The sequence below is a fragment of the Pseudomonas sp. SC11 genome (assembly GCF_047039205.1).
Taxonomy (GTDB): Bacteria; Pseudomonadota; Gammaproteobacteria; order Pseudomonadales; family Pseudomonadaceae; genus Aquipseudomonas; species Aquipseudomonas boreofloridensis.
In genome coordinates this window covers 3,488,151-3,503,171 of sequence record NZ_CP178183.1, presented here as the reverse complement: position 1 = coordinate 3,503,171, position 15,021 = coordinate 3,488,151, and the positions used below count along the sequence as shown (strand labels likewise).

The window sequence follows — 15,021 nt, the reverse complement described above, 5'->3', positions numbered from 1 at the left end:
ACGGCAGGCCTGATGATTATTGTGTAATTTTATCGAATGCGGAGTTCCAACATGCCAAAAATGAAAACCAAGAGCGGTGCTGCGAAGCGTTTCCTGAAAACAGCTTCCGGCTTCAAGCACAAGCACGCTTTCAAGAGCCACATCCTGACCAAAATGTCGACCAAGCGTAAGCGTCAACTGCGCGGTGCCAGCTTGCTGCACCCGTCTGACGTGGCAAAAGTCGAGCGCATGCTGCGCGTACGTTAATTTCGGTCAAAGATAGAGGAAGTTACTCATGGCTCGTGTAAAGCGTGGCGTCATCGCTCGTAAGCGTCACAAGAAAATTCTGAAACTGGCTAAAGGCTACTACGGTGCACGCTCGCGCGTATTCCGCGTTGCCAAGCAAGCGGTCATCAAGGCAGGCCAGTACGCCTACCGCGACCGTCGCCAGAAGAAGCGTCAGTTCCGCGCTCTGTGGATCGCTCGTATCAACGCCGGTGCCCGCACCAACGGTCTGTCTTACAGCCGTCTGATTGCTGGCCTGAAAAAGGCGTCGATCGAAATCGACCGCAAGGTTCTGGCCGACCTGGCAGTGAACGAAAAAGCGGCGTTTGCTGCGATTGTCGAGAAAGCTAAAGCCGTTCTGGCTTAAGTACCCGCGACAATCATCCACCGGCACACCGTGCCGGCGGGTGTAAAACGTCATCGATAGGGGAAGAGCCTTCAAAGCTCTTCCCCTATTTTCGTATCTGGAGTCTGTACATGGAAAACCTGGACGCGCTGGTCTCCCAGGCCCTTGAGGCCGTGGAGCGCGCTGAAGACATCAATGCCCTGGAACAGATCCGGGTCCAATTTCTCGGCAAGAAGGGCGAACTGACCCAGGTGATGAAGACCCTGGGCAACTTACCCGCCGAAGAGCGCCCCAAGGTCGGAGCGCTGATCAACGACGCCAAGGAACGCGTCACCGACGTGCTCAACGCCCGTAAGGCTGCCTTCGAAGAAGCTGAGCTGAACGCTCGCCTGGCCGCCGAATGCGTTGACGTCACGCTGCCAGGTCGTGGCCAGACCACCGGTGGCCTGCACCCGATCACCCGCACCCTTGAACGCATCGAGCAGTTCTTCACTCATATCGGCTACGGCATCGCCGAAGGTCCAGAGGTCGAAGACGACTACCATAACTTCGAAGCGCTCAACATCCCCGGCCACCATCCGGCCCGGGCGATGCACGACACGTTTTATTTCAATGCCAACATGTTGCTGCGTACCCACACCTCGCCGGTGCAGGTACGCACCATGGAAAGCAGCCAACCGCCGATCCGCATCGTCTGCCCAGGCCGGGTCTATCGCTGCGACTCGGATATCACCCATTCGCCGATGTTCCACCAGATCGAAGGCCTGCTGGTTGATCGCGACATCAACTTCGCCGACCTCAAGGGCACCATCGAGGAATTCCTGCGGGTGTTCTTCGAGAAAGAACTGGCGGTGCGTTTCCGTCCCTCGTTCTTCCCCTTCACCGAGCCGTCCGCCGAAGTCGACATGGAGTGCGTGATGTGCTCCGGCAAAGGCTGCCGTGTGTGCAAGCAGACCGGCTGGCTGGAAGTGATGGGCTGCGGCATGGTCCACCCGAACGTGCTGCGCATGTCCGGAATCGATCCCGAAGAATTCTCCGGCTTCGCCTTCGGCATGGGTGTCGAACGCCTCGCCATGCTGCGTTATGGCGTCAACGACTTGCGTCTGTTCTTCGACAACGACCTGCGGTTCCTGGCGCAATTCCGCTAGGCCACACCTCGACGCAATCTTCAGGAGAACAGCATGAAATTCAGTGAACAGTGGCTGCGCGGTTGGGTCAACCCGCATGTCTCCCGTGACGAACTGGTCGCCCGCCTGTCCATGGCCGGCCTGGAAGTCGACAGTGTTACGCCGGCGGCTGGCCAGTTCAGCGGTATCGTGGTGGGTGAGATTCTCGCCACCGAACAGCATCCGGACGCCGATAAGTTGCGTGTGTGCCAGGTCAGCAACGGCCAGGAGACTTTCCAGGTTGTCTGCGGCGCGCCCAACGCTCGCCCCGGCATCAAGATCCCCTTCGCCATGATTGGCGCCGAACTGCCGGGCGATTTCAAGATCAAGAAGGCCAAGCTGCGCGGCGTCGAGTCGTTCGGCATGCTCTGCTCGGCCGCTGAACTGCAGATCAGCGAAGAAAACGACGGTTTGCTGGAGCTGGCTGCCGATGCGCCTGTGGGCGAAGACATCCGCCAGTACCTCAGCCTGGATGACGCCAGTATCGAGATTGGCCTGACCCCCAACCGTGGCGATTGCCTGTCGGTGGCGGGGTTGGCGCGCGACGTCAGCGCCCTGTACGACGTCCCGGTCACCCGCCCAGTGGTGCCTGCCGTGGCGGCAGTCCATGACGAAGTACGCCCGGTCGAAGTCAGCGCCCCCACCGCGTGTCCGCGTTATCTGGGGCGCGTCATCCGTAACGTCGACCTGAGCAAACCCACACCCTTGTGGATGGTCGAGCGCCTGCGTCGCAGTGATGTGCGCAGCATCGACGCCGCTGTCGACATCACCAACTACGTCATGCTCGAGCTCGGCCAGCCCATGCACGCCTTCGATCTCGCCGAGATCAATGGTGGCATCCACGTGCGCATGGCCGAGGAGGGCGAGAAGCTGGTTCTGCTCGACGGTCAGGAGGTTGCACTGCGTAGCGACACGCTGGTCATCGCCGACCACTCGCGCGCCCTGGCCATCGCGGGTGTGATGGGCGGTGAGCACAGTGGCGTCAATACTGAGAAAACCCGCGATCTATTCCTGGAAAGCGCGTTCTTCGAGCCCGTGTCCGTCGCTGGCAAGGCGCGCTCCTACGGCTTGCACACCGATGCCTCGCACCGTTTCGAGCGTGGAGTCGATTCGCAACTGGCCCGCGAAGCCATGGAGCGTGCTACCGGCTTGGTGTTGGAGATCGTAGGCGGTGAGGCCGGCCCGATTGTCGAAGCCGTGAGCGAGCAACACCTGCCCAAGGTCGCGCCGGTCACCCTGCGCGCTGAGCGCCTCAGCCAGATGCTCGGCATGGACATGGATCCTGCCCAGGTCGAGCAGTTGCTCAATGCCCTGGAGCTGAAAACTCAGTCCAATGGGGAAGGGGTGTGGACTGTCCAGATCCCGAGTCATCGTTTCGACATTAGCCTTGAAGTCGATTTGATCGAAGAGCTGGCGCGTCTGTACGGTTACAACAACCTGCCCGTGCGCTATCCACAAGCGCGCCTGGCACCCAAGGCCCGTTCGGAAGCCCGCGGCGAGCTGCCGATTCTGCGTCGTCTGTTGGTGGCCCGCGGCTACCAAGAAGCGATCACCTACAGCTTCATCGATCCCAAGTTGTTCGAGCTGTTCACGCCAGGTGTCGAACCGCTGCTGTTGGCCAATCCGATTTCCAGCGACATGGCCGCCATGCGCGCGTCGCTGTGGCCGGGTCTGATCAAGGCGCTGCAGCATAACCTCAACCGCCAGCAAGATCGCGTGCGTCTGTTCGAAAGCGGCCTGCGCTTCGTTGGACAACTGGGCGACCTCAAACAGCAACCGATGATTGCCGGCGTGATGACTGGAAGTCGCCTGCCAGAAGGCTGGGCCAACGGCCGTGATAGCGTCGATTTCTTCGATGTCAAGGCCGACGTCGAGGCTCTGTTGGGCTACTCGGGTGCGCTGTCCGACTTCACCTTCAGCGCAGGCAACCACCCGGCCCTGCACCCTGGTCAGACCGCCCGTATCGAGCGTGACGGCAAGGAAGTGGGCTATGTGGGCGCCATCCATCCGGAACTGGCCAGGACGCTGGGTCTGGAGCGTCCGGTGTTCGTCTTCGAGTTGGTGCTGGGCGATGTGGTCGAAGGCCGCTTGCCGAAGTTCAGCGAGCTGTCCAAGTTCCCTGAAACCCGTCGCGACCTGGCATTGATTGCAGGCCGAGAGGTTGCTTCGAGCGCGGTGCTTGAATTGATTCGTGACAATGCAGGCGAATGGCTCACAGACCTCAGGCTGTTTGATGTCTACCAGGGTAAAGGCATTGATCCTGATAGAAAAAGCCTGGCGGTCGGCTTGACCTGGCAGCATCCATCGCGCACTCTTAACGACGATGAGGTGAACGCCAGCTTGCAGAATATCCTCACCTCGCTCGAACACAGGTTGAACACCACGTTAAGGAAATAACGGCATGGGTGCTCTGACGAAAGCTGAGATGGCCGAAAGGCTGTACGAGGAGCTGGGGCTGAACAAGCGCGAGGCCAAGGAGCTGGTCGAGCTGTTTTTCGAAGAAATTCGTCATGCGCTTGAAGAGAACGAGCAGGTCAAGTTGTCCGGTTTCGGTAACTTCGATCTTCGCGACAAACGCCAGCGGCCGGGCCGCAACCCCAAAACCGGGGAAGAGATCCCGATCACCGCTCGCCGTGTCGTCACCTTTCGTCCAGGGCAGAAACTGAAAGCCCGGGTTGAGGCCTATGCTGGAACCAAGTCATAACGACGAGCTGCCCCCCATTCCGGGGAAACGCTACTTCACCATTGGTGAGGTGAGCGAGCTCTGTGCGGTAAAGCCGCACGTGCTCCGTTATTGGGAACAAGAGTTCCCGCAGCTTAATCCGGTCAAGCGTCGCGGTAATAGGCGGTATTATCAGCGTCAGGACGTTTTGATGATTCGGCAAATCCGCGCCTTGCTGTATGACCAAGGCTTCACCATTGGCGGGGCGCGCTTGCGGCTCTCCAGTGATGAGGCCAAGGATGATACGACCCAGTACAAGCAGCTGATTCGGCAGATGATTGTCGAGTTGGAGGATGTGCTGGTGGTGCTGAAGAAGTGATCTGTCGACTGAGCGATGGAAAATTTTTGAAAAAAAGCTTCCATTATTCAAAAGGTTAGGTTAAATTCTTCACCGTTCTCAGCGGTATAGAGAATGATGTCGGGGCGTAGCGCAGCCCGGTAGCGCACTTGCATGGGGTGCAAGGGGTCGAGTGTTCGAATCACTCCGTCCCGACCAAAATACTCCAAGAAATCCAGTCACTTAGCGGTGGCTGGATTTTTTTATGGGCTTTTGTGCACAAAAGCCGCGCACAACCTGCGCAATCTTTTCAAGCATTGTCACCCATATCGAAGTTCGCTTCGACCCCAGACACGAGCACATCCTCGTGCCCCTTCTATTAGCTTTTGGTCATGTTCTCCGTGATGTACCCGGCTATTGTCTCGCCATCTTCCCGATCCTTTTTTGAGGTGGATCGATAGTGCTCGCACCCCGTGAGAGCGCGGCATCTGTACCTCAGTCGGGAGCGGATGCCTACTGTGGAGCAAATGGACCTATAGCAAACACGACAGCTCCCTTGACGCCCTCCGAATCTTGTCTACGGTCAGATGACATATCCCTATTTCTCAATACCTGTAAGGAGTAGTACCTATGTTCAAACGGACCTTGACCCTCACCGCTGTCGCTTTCAGCGCGCTCATGGCCACCTCGCTCGTTCATGCCGAAGGCGATGTTGCCAAAGATGTTCGAGACGGCGTCCGTGACGTTGACCGTGGTGTCGATCACGATGCCAAAGAAATCGACAAGGGCGTCAAGCACGACGACAAGGAGATCGACAAAGGTTTGAAGCACGACGACAAAGAGCGCCACAAAGAAGACAAGCACCTCGACAAAGAAGCCAAAAAGCATCTCTGATCTTACCGCTTAGTCGATCAAGGAAAACTGCCTTATGAAGAAGACCTTAGCACTGTTGTTCTGCGCAGTTCTGCTTCCTGGTATCGCAATGGCCAAAGAGGATCGCCACAAGTGCGAGTCTGCTTTGGACAAACTGAAAGATGCCACTGAAGCTACCTTCACAGGTAATGGCCATCATGAGCACCAGCAGGCAAAAGAGGCTCACAAGTCTGGTGATTACAAGAAATGTGCTGACCAGGCAGAGAAAGCCCTGTCTCATCAGAAGCCGGGCTGACCGTCAGATTTGATCATTGATCCCTATGTTGCAAGAGGGCTGCATTGCAGCCCTTTTCACTGGTTCGCGTTTTGATACCTACGGCTCGATCTGCATTTTTGAGCGCTGTGCGTGCCCTGCACGGATGAAGGTACGTTCATCTTATTCACGACTCCAAGCCCACAACGACTTCAGCCAGAGTCCCCATCCATCAGCCGCTCCAGCTCATCGTCGCTCGTCAATCATCTCCGTTTTCGATCCTGGCAAACTCACCCCAGATTAAACCCCGTTTACCTACCTTTTTTCGTGTCTGTCTTCGGCTACATTCAGCGTGCAAGACCCAAGAACATATACCCCTCGAAGGAAGTGCTGACATGATCAAGAAAACGGTTGCTGCGATTGCGATTGCCCTGACCACCCTCATGACGGTGTCCATGGCACAGGCGGAAGGCGAGGTGGCAAAGGGCGTCCGGCATGATGTCCGCGAAGTGGACAAGGGTGCGAAACATGATGGCAAGGAAATCGACAAGGGCGCTCATCACCTGAACAAAGAACGCCACAAAGAAGGCAAGCACATCGACAAGACGGTGAAGAAAGACCTGTGAGGCGTCGATAATCTTTAGCGAGTCAATGCCATAGAGGGCCGCGATGCGGCCCTCTTTCTTTTTCTGCGAAAGACGTTCTCCAAGAAACAGTCGTCAAGACGTCTACCGCTTCTCCAACTGCGCGAAGATCCACATCCCAAACAGCATCGCCGTCACGAACAGCAGCACCTGCCAACGTCCCGTTGCCAGTAGCACTACAGCCGGCCCAGGGCAGAGCCCGGCCAATCCCCAGCCCACGCCGAACAGCAGGCTGCCGCCCACCAGGCGGGCATCCAGCGCCCGTTTGCTGGGCAATTGGATGGGTGCGCCGAGCAGCGAGTGCGTGCGTTTACGCGCCCAGTTCAGAGGGATTGCAGCTACAACAATGGCACCGGCCATCACCAACGCCAGGGACGGGTCCCAGGTGCCGGTCACATCGAGAAACGCCAGTACCTTGGCAGGGTTGGCCATACCGGCGAGCAGCAGGCCGAAGCCGAAGATCAGCCCAGCGAGAAGCGCGGTTAATCTGCGCATCTTCAACCCCCCAGCACGTGGCGCATGAGGTAGACCGTGGCAAAGCCAGCAGCCATGAAGCACAGGGTGGCCAGCAGCGAGCGAGGCGAGAGGCGAGAAATACCGCACACACCATGGCCGCTGGTGCAGCCCGCGCCGTAGCGCGTGCCGATGCCGACCAGCAGGCCGGCGATGGCCAAGATCGGCCAATTGGCGTGGATGTCGATCTCAGGCAGCACGGTGAACAGTCCCCACAGCAGCGGTGCCAACAGCAGACCCAGCAGGAACAGGGCTTTTTCGCTCCAGCCCTCGCTCCCGCGCTGCAATACGCTGCCGAGCAGGCCGCTGATGCCAGCGATGCGGCCGTTGGCGACGATGAACAGGCTGGCGGACAGGCCGATCAGCGCGCCGCCGGCCAGTGACGCCCATGGCGTGAAATTGCTCCAGTCGATAGTCATGCGGCCTCTCCTGTGGAGACGGTTGTGTCGGAGTCTGGCGGGCGATGATAGCAAAATGGCTGTCTGGACAGCGTCGCCGCGGGCCTGGAAAATCTGACGTTTGAGCTGCGGACCAGGGCCGGTCATGAACTCTTCCTACAGCGTACTATTGCTCCCGCTGGTTCTCGTTGTTACCTCGCTCACTGCCTGCGTACCTTGGCAGCGCGAACGGCCAGCCTACGCGGACCTGTGCCAGTCCGCGTTCTAGTTCAAAGCAGTCGGCCCCAAAGACGAAACCACGCTTCACCTGGAAACCTACCTCTACGATCATGCTGCGCGCTGGAGCGACCAGCCGTTCCAGCAGGTGCTGCATGTGCAGTATCCCGGCGAGCAATACAAGCGAGCGGAGTTCTACGTGCAATTGATCGCCTACAACGAGGACCGGCGCCGGCCCACGTCTACCTCCAGTCGCGGTGAAGCACCGATTCCGATGCTGTACGACAGCCGACAGGCGTACATCACTTTCGAGGACGGCTCACAGCTCAAAGCGCGGCCTGAAGTGTACGTGGGGAGCAACGAGACCTACGACTATCCATGGAAAGACGAGCGCGACGCTCGGCCTTCGCCGTACGACATCAACAGTGATGAAGTGCACCGGCTGATTCCAAAGATCACCAACAACACACGTTATGGCTCGACGTACGTGATTTTTCCGACGGATAAGTTCGCACCGGACTCCAAATGGACTATTCATCTGGGTGAGCTGCAGGTTCAGGGGCGCAGGATCGAGATCCCGCCGCTGGAGCTTTGTCATCATCCGGTCAAGCGCTGGATCGGTATCGAGCCTTTGATGCGGCCCTGATCATAAGGGCCGGCGCTCTATTTGCTTGCGACCCGTGTCCTTGGCCAGTAGCCACGACGCTTCTTTGCATCTGCGTCGAGGATGCTGCGGCCAGCCGCGACGCTCGGTAACCAGGCGATGTTGATCGGATTGAACGTTTCAGCTCGCGATTGCGTCGGTACTTCCAAGTGTCTTTCAACGGAGGTACCCCATGAAGTATCGAGCACTCGGCAACACTGGCCTGTTGGTATCCGAGCTGGTGGTGGGCACGGTCCCATTCGGTGGGCGTGGCGCATTCGAGAAAACCGGCAGTGTGGACGTTGATCTGGCTCGACGTCAGTTCGACCTGGCGTTCGAGGCGGGGGTCAACCTGGTCGACACCGCTGACTTGTACTCTCACGGTTTGGCTGAGGAAATCGTCGGCAAAGCACTGGGTGCCAAACGTCAGTCGATCATTCTCGCCAGCAAGGCGCGCAGCCCGATGGGGGATAACCCCAACGACAGCGGTGCCTCGCGTTATCACCTGATCCGCGCCTGCGAGGCCAGCCTCAAGCGCCTGGGCACTGACCATATCGACCTGTACCAGATCCACAACTGGGACGGTATCACCCCGGTGGAGGAAACCCTGGCGGCGCTGGAACACTTGGTGCAGAGCGGCAAGGTCCGCTATTTCGGCACTTCCAACTACACCGCCTGGCAGATGATGAAGACCCTGGGCAGCGCGCGACTCAATGGCTGGCAACAGCCGGTGTCGCAGCAAATCTATTACACCCCCGAGGCACGCGAGGCGGAGTACGAACTGCTGCCGATGGCGCTGGACCAAGGCTTGGCGACCCTGGTGTGGGGGCCGCTGGGCGAGGGTCTGCTTACCGGCAAGGTGCGCCGTGGTCAGCAGACGCCGCCAGGCACACGCCAGGGTAATAACTGGCCAGAACCCTACGTGCATGACCGTGAGCGCGCCTACGACATCATCGAGACCTTGATCGAAGTTGGTCAGCGCCACGGCTGTTCGCCGGCGCGGGTGTGCCTGGCATGGCTCAAGGACCGCCCGGGCATCACCAGTGTGATCACTGCTGGCCGCTCGCTCGAGCAGTTGCAAGACAACCTGCAGGCGGTGGATCTGGTGCTGACGGCCGAGGATCTGGCACAGATCGAGCAAGCTACTCGCATTGCACCGCAGTATCCCTACTGGCATCGAATTGCAGCCGAGATGGATCGCATCGACCCGGCCGAGGCGCCGTTCATCGCACTGTATCGTGAAACCATGAAGCAGCGCGGCGAATGACAGGATGCGAGGCGGCAGTCTGTCTGCCGCTTTTCCACGACTCGGCGGCTGTCGGCCTTCCTACTGAAACAGTGATTTCAGAAACGAGCCAGGCCCTGGCAATGTTCCAATTTCGACCTCCGCTGCATCTGCCGCCTGAGACCTCACCCCGAACACCGTGCTGTGGTCGTCTTGACTGCGGACGAAAGCGATATAGCCATTCTCCAAGGGATGTACGTACTCGCCGGAGCGATAGCCGGGATAGTTCGGTGTTTGGTGGAAGTCGCTCTTGAACGCGACGACCGTTACCAGCGTCTTGAAGGTCGCGCTGAAATCTTCCGTGGCGTAGCTATAGCCCGTCGAAAGAAGAACGCCGGCATACAGGGCGCCCAGACCATGGAAGATCATCATCTGGCGGGGCGGCCCGGTCATAGGCTTGCTTCGCCACGGGTTGATCAAAAAGGCCAATTGTTGCCACACCGCCTCGAAGGGCAGGGTGGCGAAGGCGACGATCATGATCATTACCGCCGCCAGTCCGAGCAGGATCCCCACCACCGCCAACCAGGCCGGGAGATAGAACAGCGCAGCCAGGAAGCCGACCGTGAGATCGAAGCTTTGTGGCGGTAGGCCGAGGCTCTCGGCCACCGCAAATCGGGCGCAGGCAGTGGCGATCAGCAGCGCCAGCAAATGCAGCAAGATGATGGGCGTTTTTGCGACGGGCCTTTCCCAGGCGGCGTGCACCCAACGCGTCAAAGGCAGGCACCAAGCGATGAATCCGCACAGTACCAACGCACTGGTCAGGCCGGTGAGCGCAGTGAGCGAAGGAAGCCCAGTCTTCAGGTGACAGGCGAAGCCGAGCAGGTAGAGGACTATCGATGCGAGGTAGAAACGATGTGAGACGGGGGTTCGCCGGTAGGCGTCGAGCAGTTTGGTTTTTAGCGCGTTCATGGGCAGGTCAGATTCCATTCAGTCAGTTCAGCCACGACCGCACGCCTGGGGGGCGATGGATCGGTTGCGAATTTTCTGAGGAGGAAGCTGCTCCTGCAAGGTGAAGTAGGCGCGCCGCGCTGTAGGTCGGTTCGCAAAAGCTGCTTGTCGCCTAGGCGACAGGACGCTGGCAGCCGAAGTGCTGTCAGCGCCACGCCGCGGTTCAACAGACCGCGATATGCGAATCCGCTCGCGGCTCGGTGCCGCCGCACAGCACGCCCGTGACAGGGTCGCGCACGATGATCTGGCCGCGGCCGAAATCGGTCAGGTCATGGGCGATTTCCACTTGGTGTCCACGCCGGGCCAGGGCGAAGGCCAGATCTCGCGAGGCGCCTTGTTCGATGCCGACCTTCATCTCGCCCAGCCACTGCCAGCGCGGGGCATCCAGGGCGGCCTGGGGATTGAGGCCGAAGTCCACCAGGTTCATCACCATCTGCACATGGCCCTGGGGCTGCATGTAGCCGCCCATCACGCCGAATGGACCGACCGCCACGCCGTCCTTGCTGAGAAAGCCCGGGATGATGGTGTGGAAGGTCTGCTTGCCCGGCGCCAGCGCGTTGGAGTGCCCAGGGTCGAGACTGAACTCCGAGCCGCGGTTTTGCAGGCCGATGCCGCTGTCGGGCAGCACCACGCCGGAGCCGAACCCGTGGTAGGCGCTCTGGATGAACGAGACCATGTTGCCTTCGCCGTCGGCGGTGGCGATGTACACCGTGCCGCTGGCGTGCGGATCGCCGTGCAGCGGGGCCTGGGCGCGCTCGCCGATCTCGGCGCGGCGACGGGCGGCGTAGGCTTCGCCCAGCAACTGCTCGGTGGCCATGCGCATGTGTTCGGGGTCGGTGATGTAGTGCAGTCCGTCGGCGTAGGCCTTCTTCATGGCCTCGAGCTGGCGATGCCAGGTGAGCTGGCTGTCGCGCTGGTCGAAGGTGTAGCCCTGGAGAATGTTGAGGGTCATCAGCGCGATCAGACCCTGGCCGCTGGGCGGAATCTCCCAGACGTCATAGCCGCGGTAGTTGAGCTTGATCGGCTCGACCCATTTGGGCCGGTAGCCGGCCAGGTCGGCGGCGCTCAGGTGTCCACCGCTGGCCGCCGCATGGTCGGCCAGGCGTTGGGCCAGCGGGCCACGGTAAAAGCTTTCGCAGCGGGTTTCGGCCAGCTCGGCCAGGCTGCGGGCCTGGGCCGGATTGCGGAACAACTGGCCCGCCTGGGGCGCCTGGCCGTCGATCAGGAAGGTGTCGAACCAGGCTTGCAGGGCCGGTTCGCGTTCCAGGCTCGCCTGGTATTCGTCCTGGGCAATGCGCCACTGATGGGCGACCACCGGCGACACCGGGAAGCCGTCGCGGGCCAGGGCGATGGCCGGTTGCAGCAGGTCGGCGAAGGGCAACTTGCCGAAGCGCTCGGACAGCGCGGCCCAGGCCGAGGGGATGCCGGGCACGGTGACTGGCAGCCAGCCGTGCACGGGCATCTTGTCGTGACCGGCAGCCTTCACCGCCTCGATCGACAGCGACGCCGGGGCGCGGCCGCTGGCGTCCAGGCCGTGCAACTGGTCTTTGACCCAAACCAGCGCGAACGCGTCGCCGCCGATGGCGCAGCCGGTGGGCTCGACCACCGTGAGCGCGGCAGCGGTGGCGATGGCGGCGTCGATGGCGTTGCCGCCGGCGCGCAGCATGGCGATGCCGGCCTCGGCCGCCAGGGGCTGCGAGGTGGCGACCATGCCGTTGCGGGCGAAGACGCTCTGGCGCTGGGAGGCGTAGGGGTATTCGTGGGCGGAGAAATCAAGCATGTCGGGGGACTCTTAAAAAGGGCTCTGCAGCCGTCATTGGCCGGTCTTGATCCGGGTCCATTCGCGGGTCATCACGCGCTGGATCTTCGGCGGCAGGTCGGCGGAGACGAACAGTTTTTCGATCACCGCGTCGCTGGGGTAGATGCCGGGGTTGTCGCGCACCTTGGGGTCGAGCAGGGCGGTGGCGTCGCGGTTGGGGTTGGCATAACCGACGTAGTCGCTGACCTTGGCGATCACCTCGGGGCGCAGCAGGTAGTCGATCAGCGCCAAGGCGCCCTTGGGGTTCTGCGCGTCACGCGGGATGGCGAGCATGTCGAACCACAGGTTGGCGCCCTCCTTGGGGATCGAGTAGCGGATGTCGATGGCCTTGCCGGCTTCCTTGGCGTGGCTCTGCGCCTGCATGACATCGCCCGAGTAGCCGATCGCCACGCAGATGTCGCCATTGGCCAGGTCCGTGGTGTAGCGCGAGGAGTGGAAATAGGTCACCGACGGCGCCAGTTTCTGCAACAGGGCCGAGGCCTTGCGGTAATCGTCAGGATTCTGGCTGTTGGGGTCCAGGCCGAGGTAGTGCAGGGCCTGAGGAATGATCTTCACCGGCGCATCGAGGAAGGCCACACCGCACTGATGGAGCTTGGCCAGGTTTTCCGGTTTGAACACCAGGTCCCAGGAGTCCACCGGCGCGTTGTCGCCGAGTACGGCCTTGACCTTGGCGACGTTGTAGCCAATGCCCACGGTGCCCCACATGTAGGGTACCGCGAAGCGGTTGCCGGGGTCGGCGGCCTCAAGGCGTTGCATCAGTCGCGGGTCCAGGTGCTTCCAGTTGGGTAACTGGCTACGGTCCAGCGGCTGGTAGATACCGGCGTTGATCTGCTTGGTGAGGAACTGGCTGGACGGCACCACCAGGTCATAGCCGGAGTGGCCGGAGAGCAGCTTGGCTTCGAGCATCTCGTTGGTGTCGAAGACGTCGTACTGGACCTTGATGCCGCTGGCCTGATCGAACGCCTTGAGGGTGTCGGGGCCAATGTAGTCGGACCAGTTGTAGAAGCGTACCAGTGACTGGTCGGCCTGGGCGTTGACGCAGGCCAACAGGCCAAGTGCGGCGAGGGACGGCAGGGATGTGCGCATGGGTCGACCTCTACAGGACGCGGCTGAGAAATTCCCGCGTGCGCGGGTGGTGAGGGTTGCCGAACACTTGGGCCGGCGGGCCTTGCTCGATCAGCTCGCCCTGGTGCAGCACCACCACGCGGTCGGCCACTTCGCGGGCGAAGCCCATCTCGTGGGTCACGACCACCATGGTCATGCCGTCCTCGGCCAGCTCCTTCATGACCTGCAGCACTTCGCCAACGGTCTCCGGATCGAGGGCGCTGGTGGGTTCGTCGAACAGCATGGCCTGGGGCTTCATGGCCAGCGCGCGGGCGATGGCGACGCGCTGCTGCTGCCCGCCTGAAAGCTGCGCAGGGTAGTGCTCGGCCTTGTCGCTCAGGCGCACCCGGGCCAGCAGCGCTCGGGCCTGCTCCAGTGCCTCGGCGCGGGGCACGCCGAGCACGCCGGTTGGGGCCTCGATGATGTTCTCCAGCACCGTCATGTGCGGGAACAGGTTGAAGCGCTGGAACACCATGCCGATGTCGCGACGGCGGCGGGCGATGTTGCTTTCGGAGTCACGTACGCGCTTGCCGTCAGGGCGCTCGCGGTAGCCCATGAGCTCGCCGTTGACGCGGATGCTGCCGCCCTGGATGTCCTCGAGCAGGTTGATGCAGCGGATGAAGGTGGTCTTGCCGGAGCCGGAGGCGCCGATCAGCACCACCACCTCGCCTTTGTGCACCTCCAGGGACACGCCCTTGAGAATCTGCAGTTCGCCGAACGACTTGTGCACGTCGTTCGCCTGGATCACCACCGGGTGATGTGTGCCGGTCATCTCAGCGCCCCCTCAGCAGTTTCATGGCCTGCAGGCCGAACATTCGTCGTGGGGCCGACGCCACGTGGCCGTCGGCGCGCCCGAAACGTTTCTCCAGCCAGCGCTGGAACAGGCCCCAGAGCGTGGTCAGTGCCAGGAAGTAGATCGCGACCACCAGATACAGCTCAAACACCCGGAAAGTCGCGGAGGTGACCATCTGTGTGCTCAGCAGCAGTTCCTGAACGCCGATCACGCTGACCAGCGTGGTGTTCTTGAGCATCACGTTGAACTCGTTGCCCAGCGGCGGCACGATCACCCGCAACGCCTGGGGCAGCACGATGCGCCGCATCAGTCGAGCAAAGGTCATGCCCAGCGAGCGTCCGGCCTCGTACTGGCCCTTGTCTACCGCGCCGATGCCGGCGCGGATGATCTCGGCCATGTAGGCGCCTTCGTTCAGGCCCAGGGCGATGATCGCTGCCTGGATGTTGCCGGGCAGCACGAACAGCCCCAGGTCCAGGTCCTGGAAGCGGAAGATGCCGCCGGCGGCCAGTGCGGTGTAGAGAAACACGATCTGCACCAGCAGTGGCGTACCGCGCATCAGCCACACGTAGCAGCGCACCGGATATTGCAGCAGCGGGTTGGACGACAGCCGCATCAGGGCTGCCAACAGGCCCAGCAGACACCCCAGGAGCATGGCGCTGACCGCGATCACGCAGGTCAGCCACAGGCCGTACAGGTAGATGTCGCTGGGTCGCAGCAGGTATTGCCAAAACACGTCCCAATTGAAATTCATCGTGGT

General features: G+C 61.0%; 18 protein-coding genes and 1 tRNA gene. 12 read left to right on the top strand and 7 right to left on the bottom strand.

Features of this window, described 5'->3' with window-relative positions:
• Positions 1-51: 51 nt before the first annotated feature.
• From rpmI to ACK2SD_RS15585, 10 genes are all read left to right on the top strand, one after another.
• Complete coding sequence (rpmI, locus tag ACK2SD_RS15630; RefSeq protein WP_003250667.1) at positions 52-246, top strand: 50S ribosomal protein L35; 195 nt, start codon at positions 52-54, stop codon at positions 244-246.
• Positions 247-274: 28 nt separating this feature from the next.
• Positions 275-631: a 50S ribosomal protein L20 gene (rplT, locus tag ACK2SD_RS15625; RefSeq protein ID WP_003250671.1), complete on the top strand. Its 357-nt coding sequence runs from the start codon at positions 275-277 to the stop codon at positions 629-631.
• Positions 632-741: 110 nt separating this feature from the next.
• Positions 742-1,758: a phenylalanine--tRNA ligase subunit alpha gene (gene pheS / locus ACK2SD_RS15620; RefSeq protein WP_029613141.1), complete on the top strand. Its 1,017-nt coding sequence runs from the start codon at positions 742-744 to the stop codon at positions 1,756-1,758.
• A gap of 33 nt (positions 1,759-1,791) precedes the next feature.
• Entirely contained in the window at positions 1,792-4,173 is a 2,382-nt protein-coding gene (gene pheT, locus ACK2SD_RS15615; RefSeq protein ID WP_412460253.1) for a phenylalanine--tRNA ligase subunit beta, read from the top strand.
• Positions 4,174-4,177: 4 nt separating this feature from the next.
• The gene (gene ihfA / locus ACK2SD_RS15610; RefSeq protein WP_029613142.1) at positions 4,178-4,480 is read left to right on the top strand and encodes an integration host factor subunit alpha; all 303 of its coding nucleotides are present in this window, start codon (positions 4,178-4,180) and stop codon (positions 4,478-4,480) included.
• On the top strand, positions 4,461-4,817 hold the full coding sequence (locus ACK2SD_RS15605; RefSeq protein ID WP_009394050.1) for a MerR family transcriptional regulator: 357 nt from the start codon (positions 4,461-4,463) through the stop codon (positions 4,815-4,817). The genes ihfA and ACK2SD_RS15605 overlap by 20 nt, the downstream gene beginning before the upstream one ends.
• Positions 4,818-4,917: 100 nt before the next feature.
• Positions 4,918-4,994, top strand: a tRNA-Pro gene (locus ACK2SD_RS15600).
• 411 nt (positions 4,995-5,405) lie between these two features.
• Positions 5,406-5,669: a hypothetical protein gene (locus tag ACK2SD_RS15595; protein WP_029613143.1), complete on the top strand. Its 264-nt coding sequence runs from the start codon at positions 5,406-5,408 to the stop codon at positions 5,667-5,669.
• A 34-nt stretch (positions 5,670-5,703) separates the two neighbouring features.
• On the top strand, positions 5,704-5,943 hold the full coding sequence (locus tag ACK2SD_RS15590; RefSeq protein WP_412460252.1) for a hypothetical protein: 240 nt from the start codon (positions 5,704-5,706) through the stop codon (positions 5,941-5,943).
• 356 nt (positions 5,944-6,299) lie between these two features.
• Positions 6,300-6,527 carry a hypothetical protein gene (locus ACK2SD_RS15585; RefSeq protein ID WP_029613145.1) on the top strand — a complete coding sequence of 76 codons (228 nt, stop codon included), beginning with the start codon at positions 6,300-6,302 and terminating at the stop codon, positions 6,525-6,527.
• 102 nt (positions 6,528-6,629) lie between these two features.
• On the opposite strand, the gene ACK2SD_RS15580 is transcribed toward ACK2SD_RS15585, so the two are convergent.
• Together ACK2SD_RS15580 and ACK2SD_RS15575 are read right to left on the bottom strand one after the other, a co-directional pair.
• Complete coding sequence (locus ACK2SD_RS15580) at positions 6,630-7,040, bottom strand: DUF6691 family protein (RefSeq protein WP_116887975.1); 411 nt, start codon at positions 7,038-7,040, stop codon at positions 6,630-6,632.
• Between the two features lie 2 nt (positions 7,041-7,042).
• Entirely contained in the window at positions 7,043-7,477 is a 435-nt protein-coding gene (locus ACK2SD_RS15575) for a YeeE/YedE family protein (protein WP_412460251.1), read from the bottom strand.
• A 394-nt stretch (positions 7,478-7,871) separates the two neighbouring features.
• On the opposite strand from ACK2SD_RS15575, the gene ACK2SD_RS15570 reads away from it, so the two are divergent.
• Positions 7,872-8,318 (top strand): hypothetical protein, encoded by a 447-nt coding sequence (locus ACK2SD_RS15570; protein ID WP_412460250.1) that lies wholly within the window; start codon positions 7,872-7,874, stop codon positions 8,316-8,318.
• Positions 8,319-8,508: 190 nt separating this feature from the next.
• The gene (locus ACK2SD_RS15565; protein WP_304484291.1) at positions 8,509-9,582 is read left to right on the top strand and encodes an aldo/keto reductase; all 1,074 of its coding nucleotides are present in this window, start codon (positions 8,509-8,511) and stop codon (positions 9,580-9,582) included.
• Between the two features lie 60 nt (positions 9,583-9,642).
• Here the strand turns inward: ACK2SD_RS15565 and ACK2SD_RS15560 are convergent, their stop codons facing one another.
• The 5 genes from ACK2SD_RS15560 to ACK2SD_RS15540 all read right to left on the bottom strand — a co-directional run bounded on the left by ACK2SD_RS15560 (position 9,643) and on the right by ACK2SD_RS15540 (position 15,015).
• Positions 9,643-10,527, bottom strand: a complete 885-nt coding sequence (locus ACK2SD_RS15560; RefSeq protein WP_412460249.1) for a hypothetical protein — start codon at positions 10,525-10,527, stop codon at positions 9,643-9,645.
• Between the two features lie 184 nt (positions 10,528-10,711).
• Positions 10,712-12,328 (bottom strand): gamma-glutamyltransferase family protein, encoded by a 1,617-nt coding sequence (locus tag ACK2SD_RS15555; protein WP_039576956.1) that lies wholly within the window; start codon positions 12,326-12,328, stop codon positions 10,712-10,714.
• Between the two features lie 33 nt (positions 12,329-12,361).
• A complete protein-coding gene (locus ACK2SD_RS15550; protein WP_317870253.1) occupies positions 12,362-13,453 on the bottom strand; it encodes a polyamine ABC transporter substrate-binding protein in 1,092 nt (363 codons plus the stop codon).
• A 10-nt stretch (positions 13,454-13,463) separates the two neighbouring features.
• Positions 13,464-14,243: an amino acid ABC transporter ATP-binding protein gene (locus ACK2SD_RS15545; protein WP_116887982.1), complete on the bottom strand. Its 780-nt coding sequence runs from the start codon at positions 14,241-14,243 to the stop codon at positions 13,464-13,466.
• A gap of 1 nt (position 14,244) precedes the next feature.
• Positions 14,245-15,015 (bottom strand): amino acid ABC transporter permease, encoded by a 771-nt coding sequence (locus ACK2SD_RS15540; RefSeq protein WP_039576963.1) that lies wholly within the window; start codon positions 15,013-15,015, stop codon positions 14,245-14,247.
• Positions 15,016-15,021 lie beyond the last annotated feature (6 nt).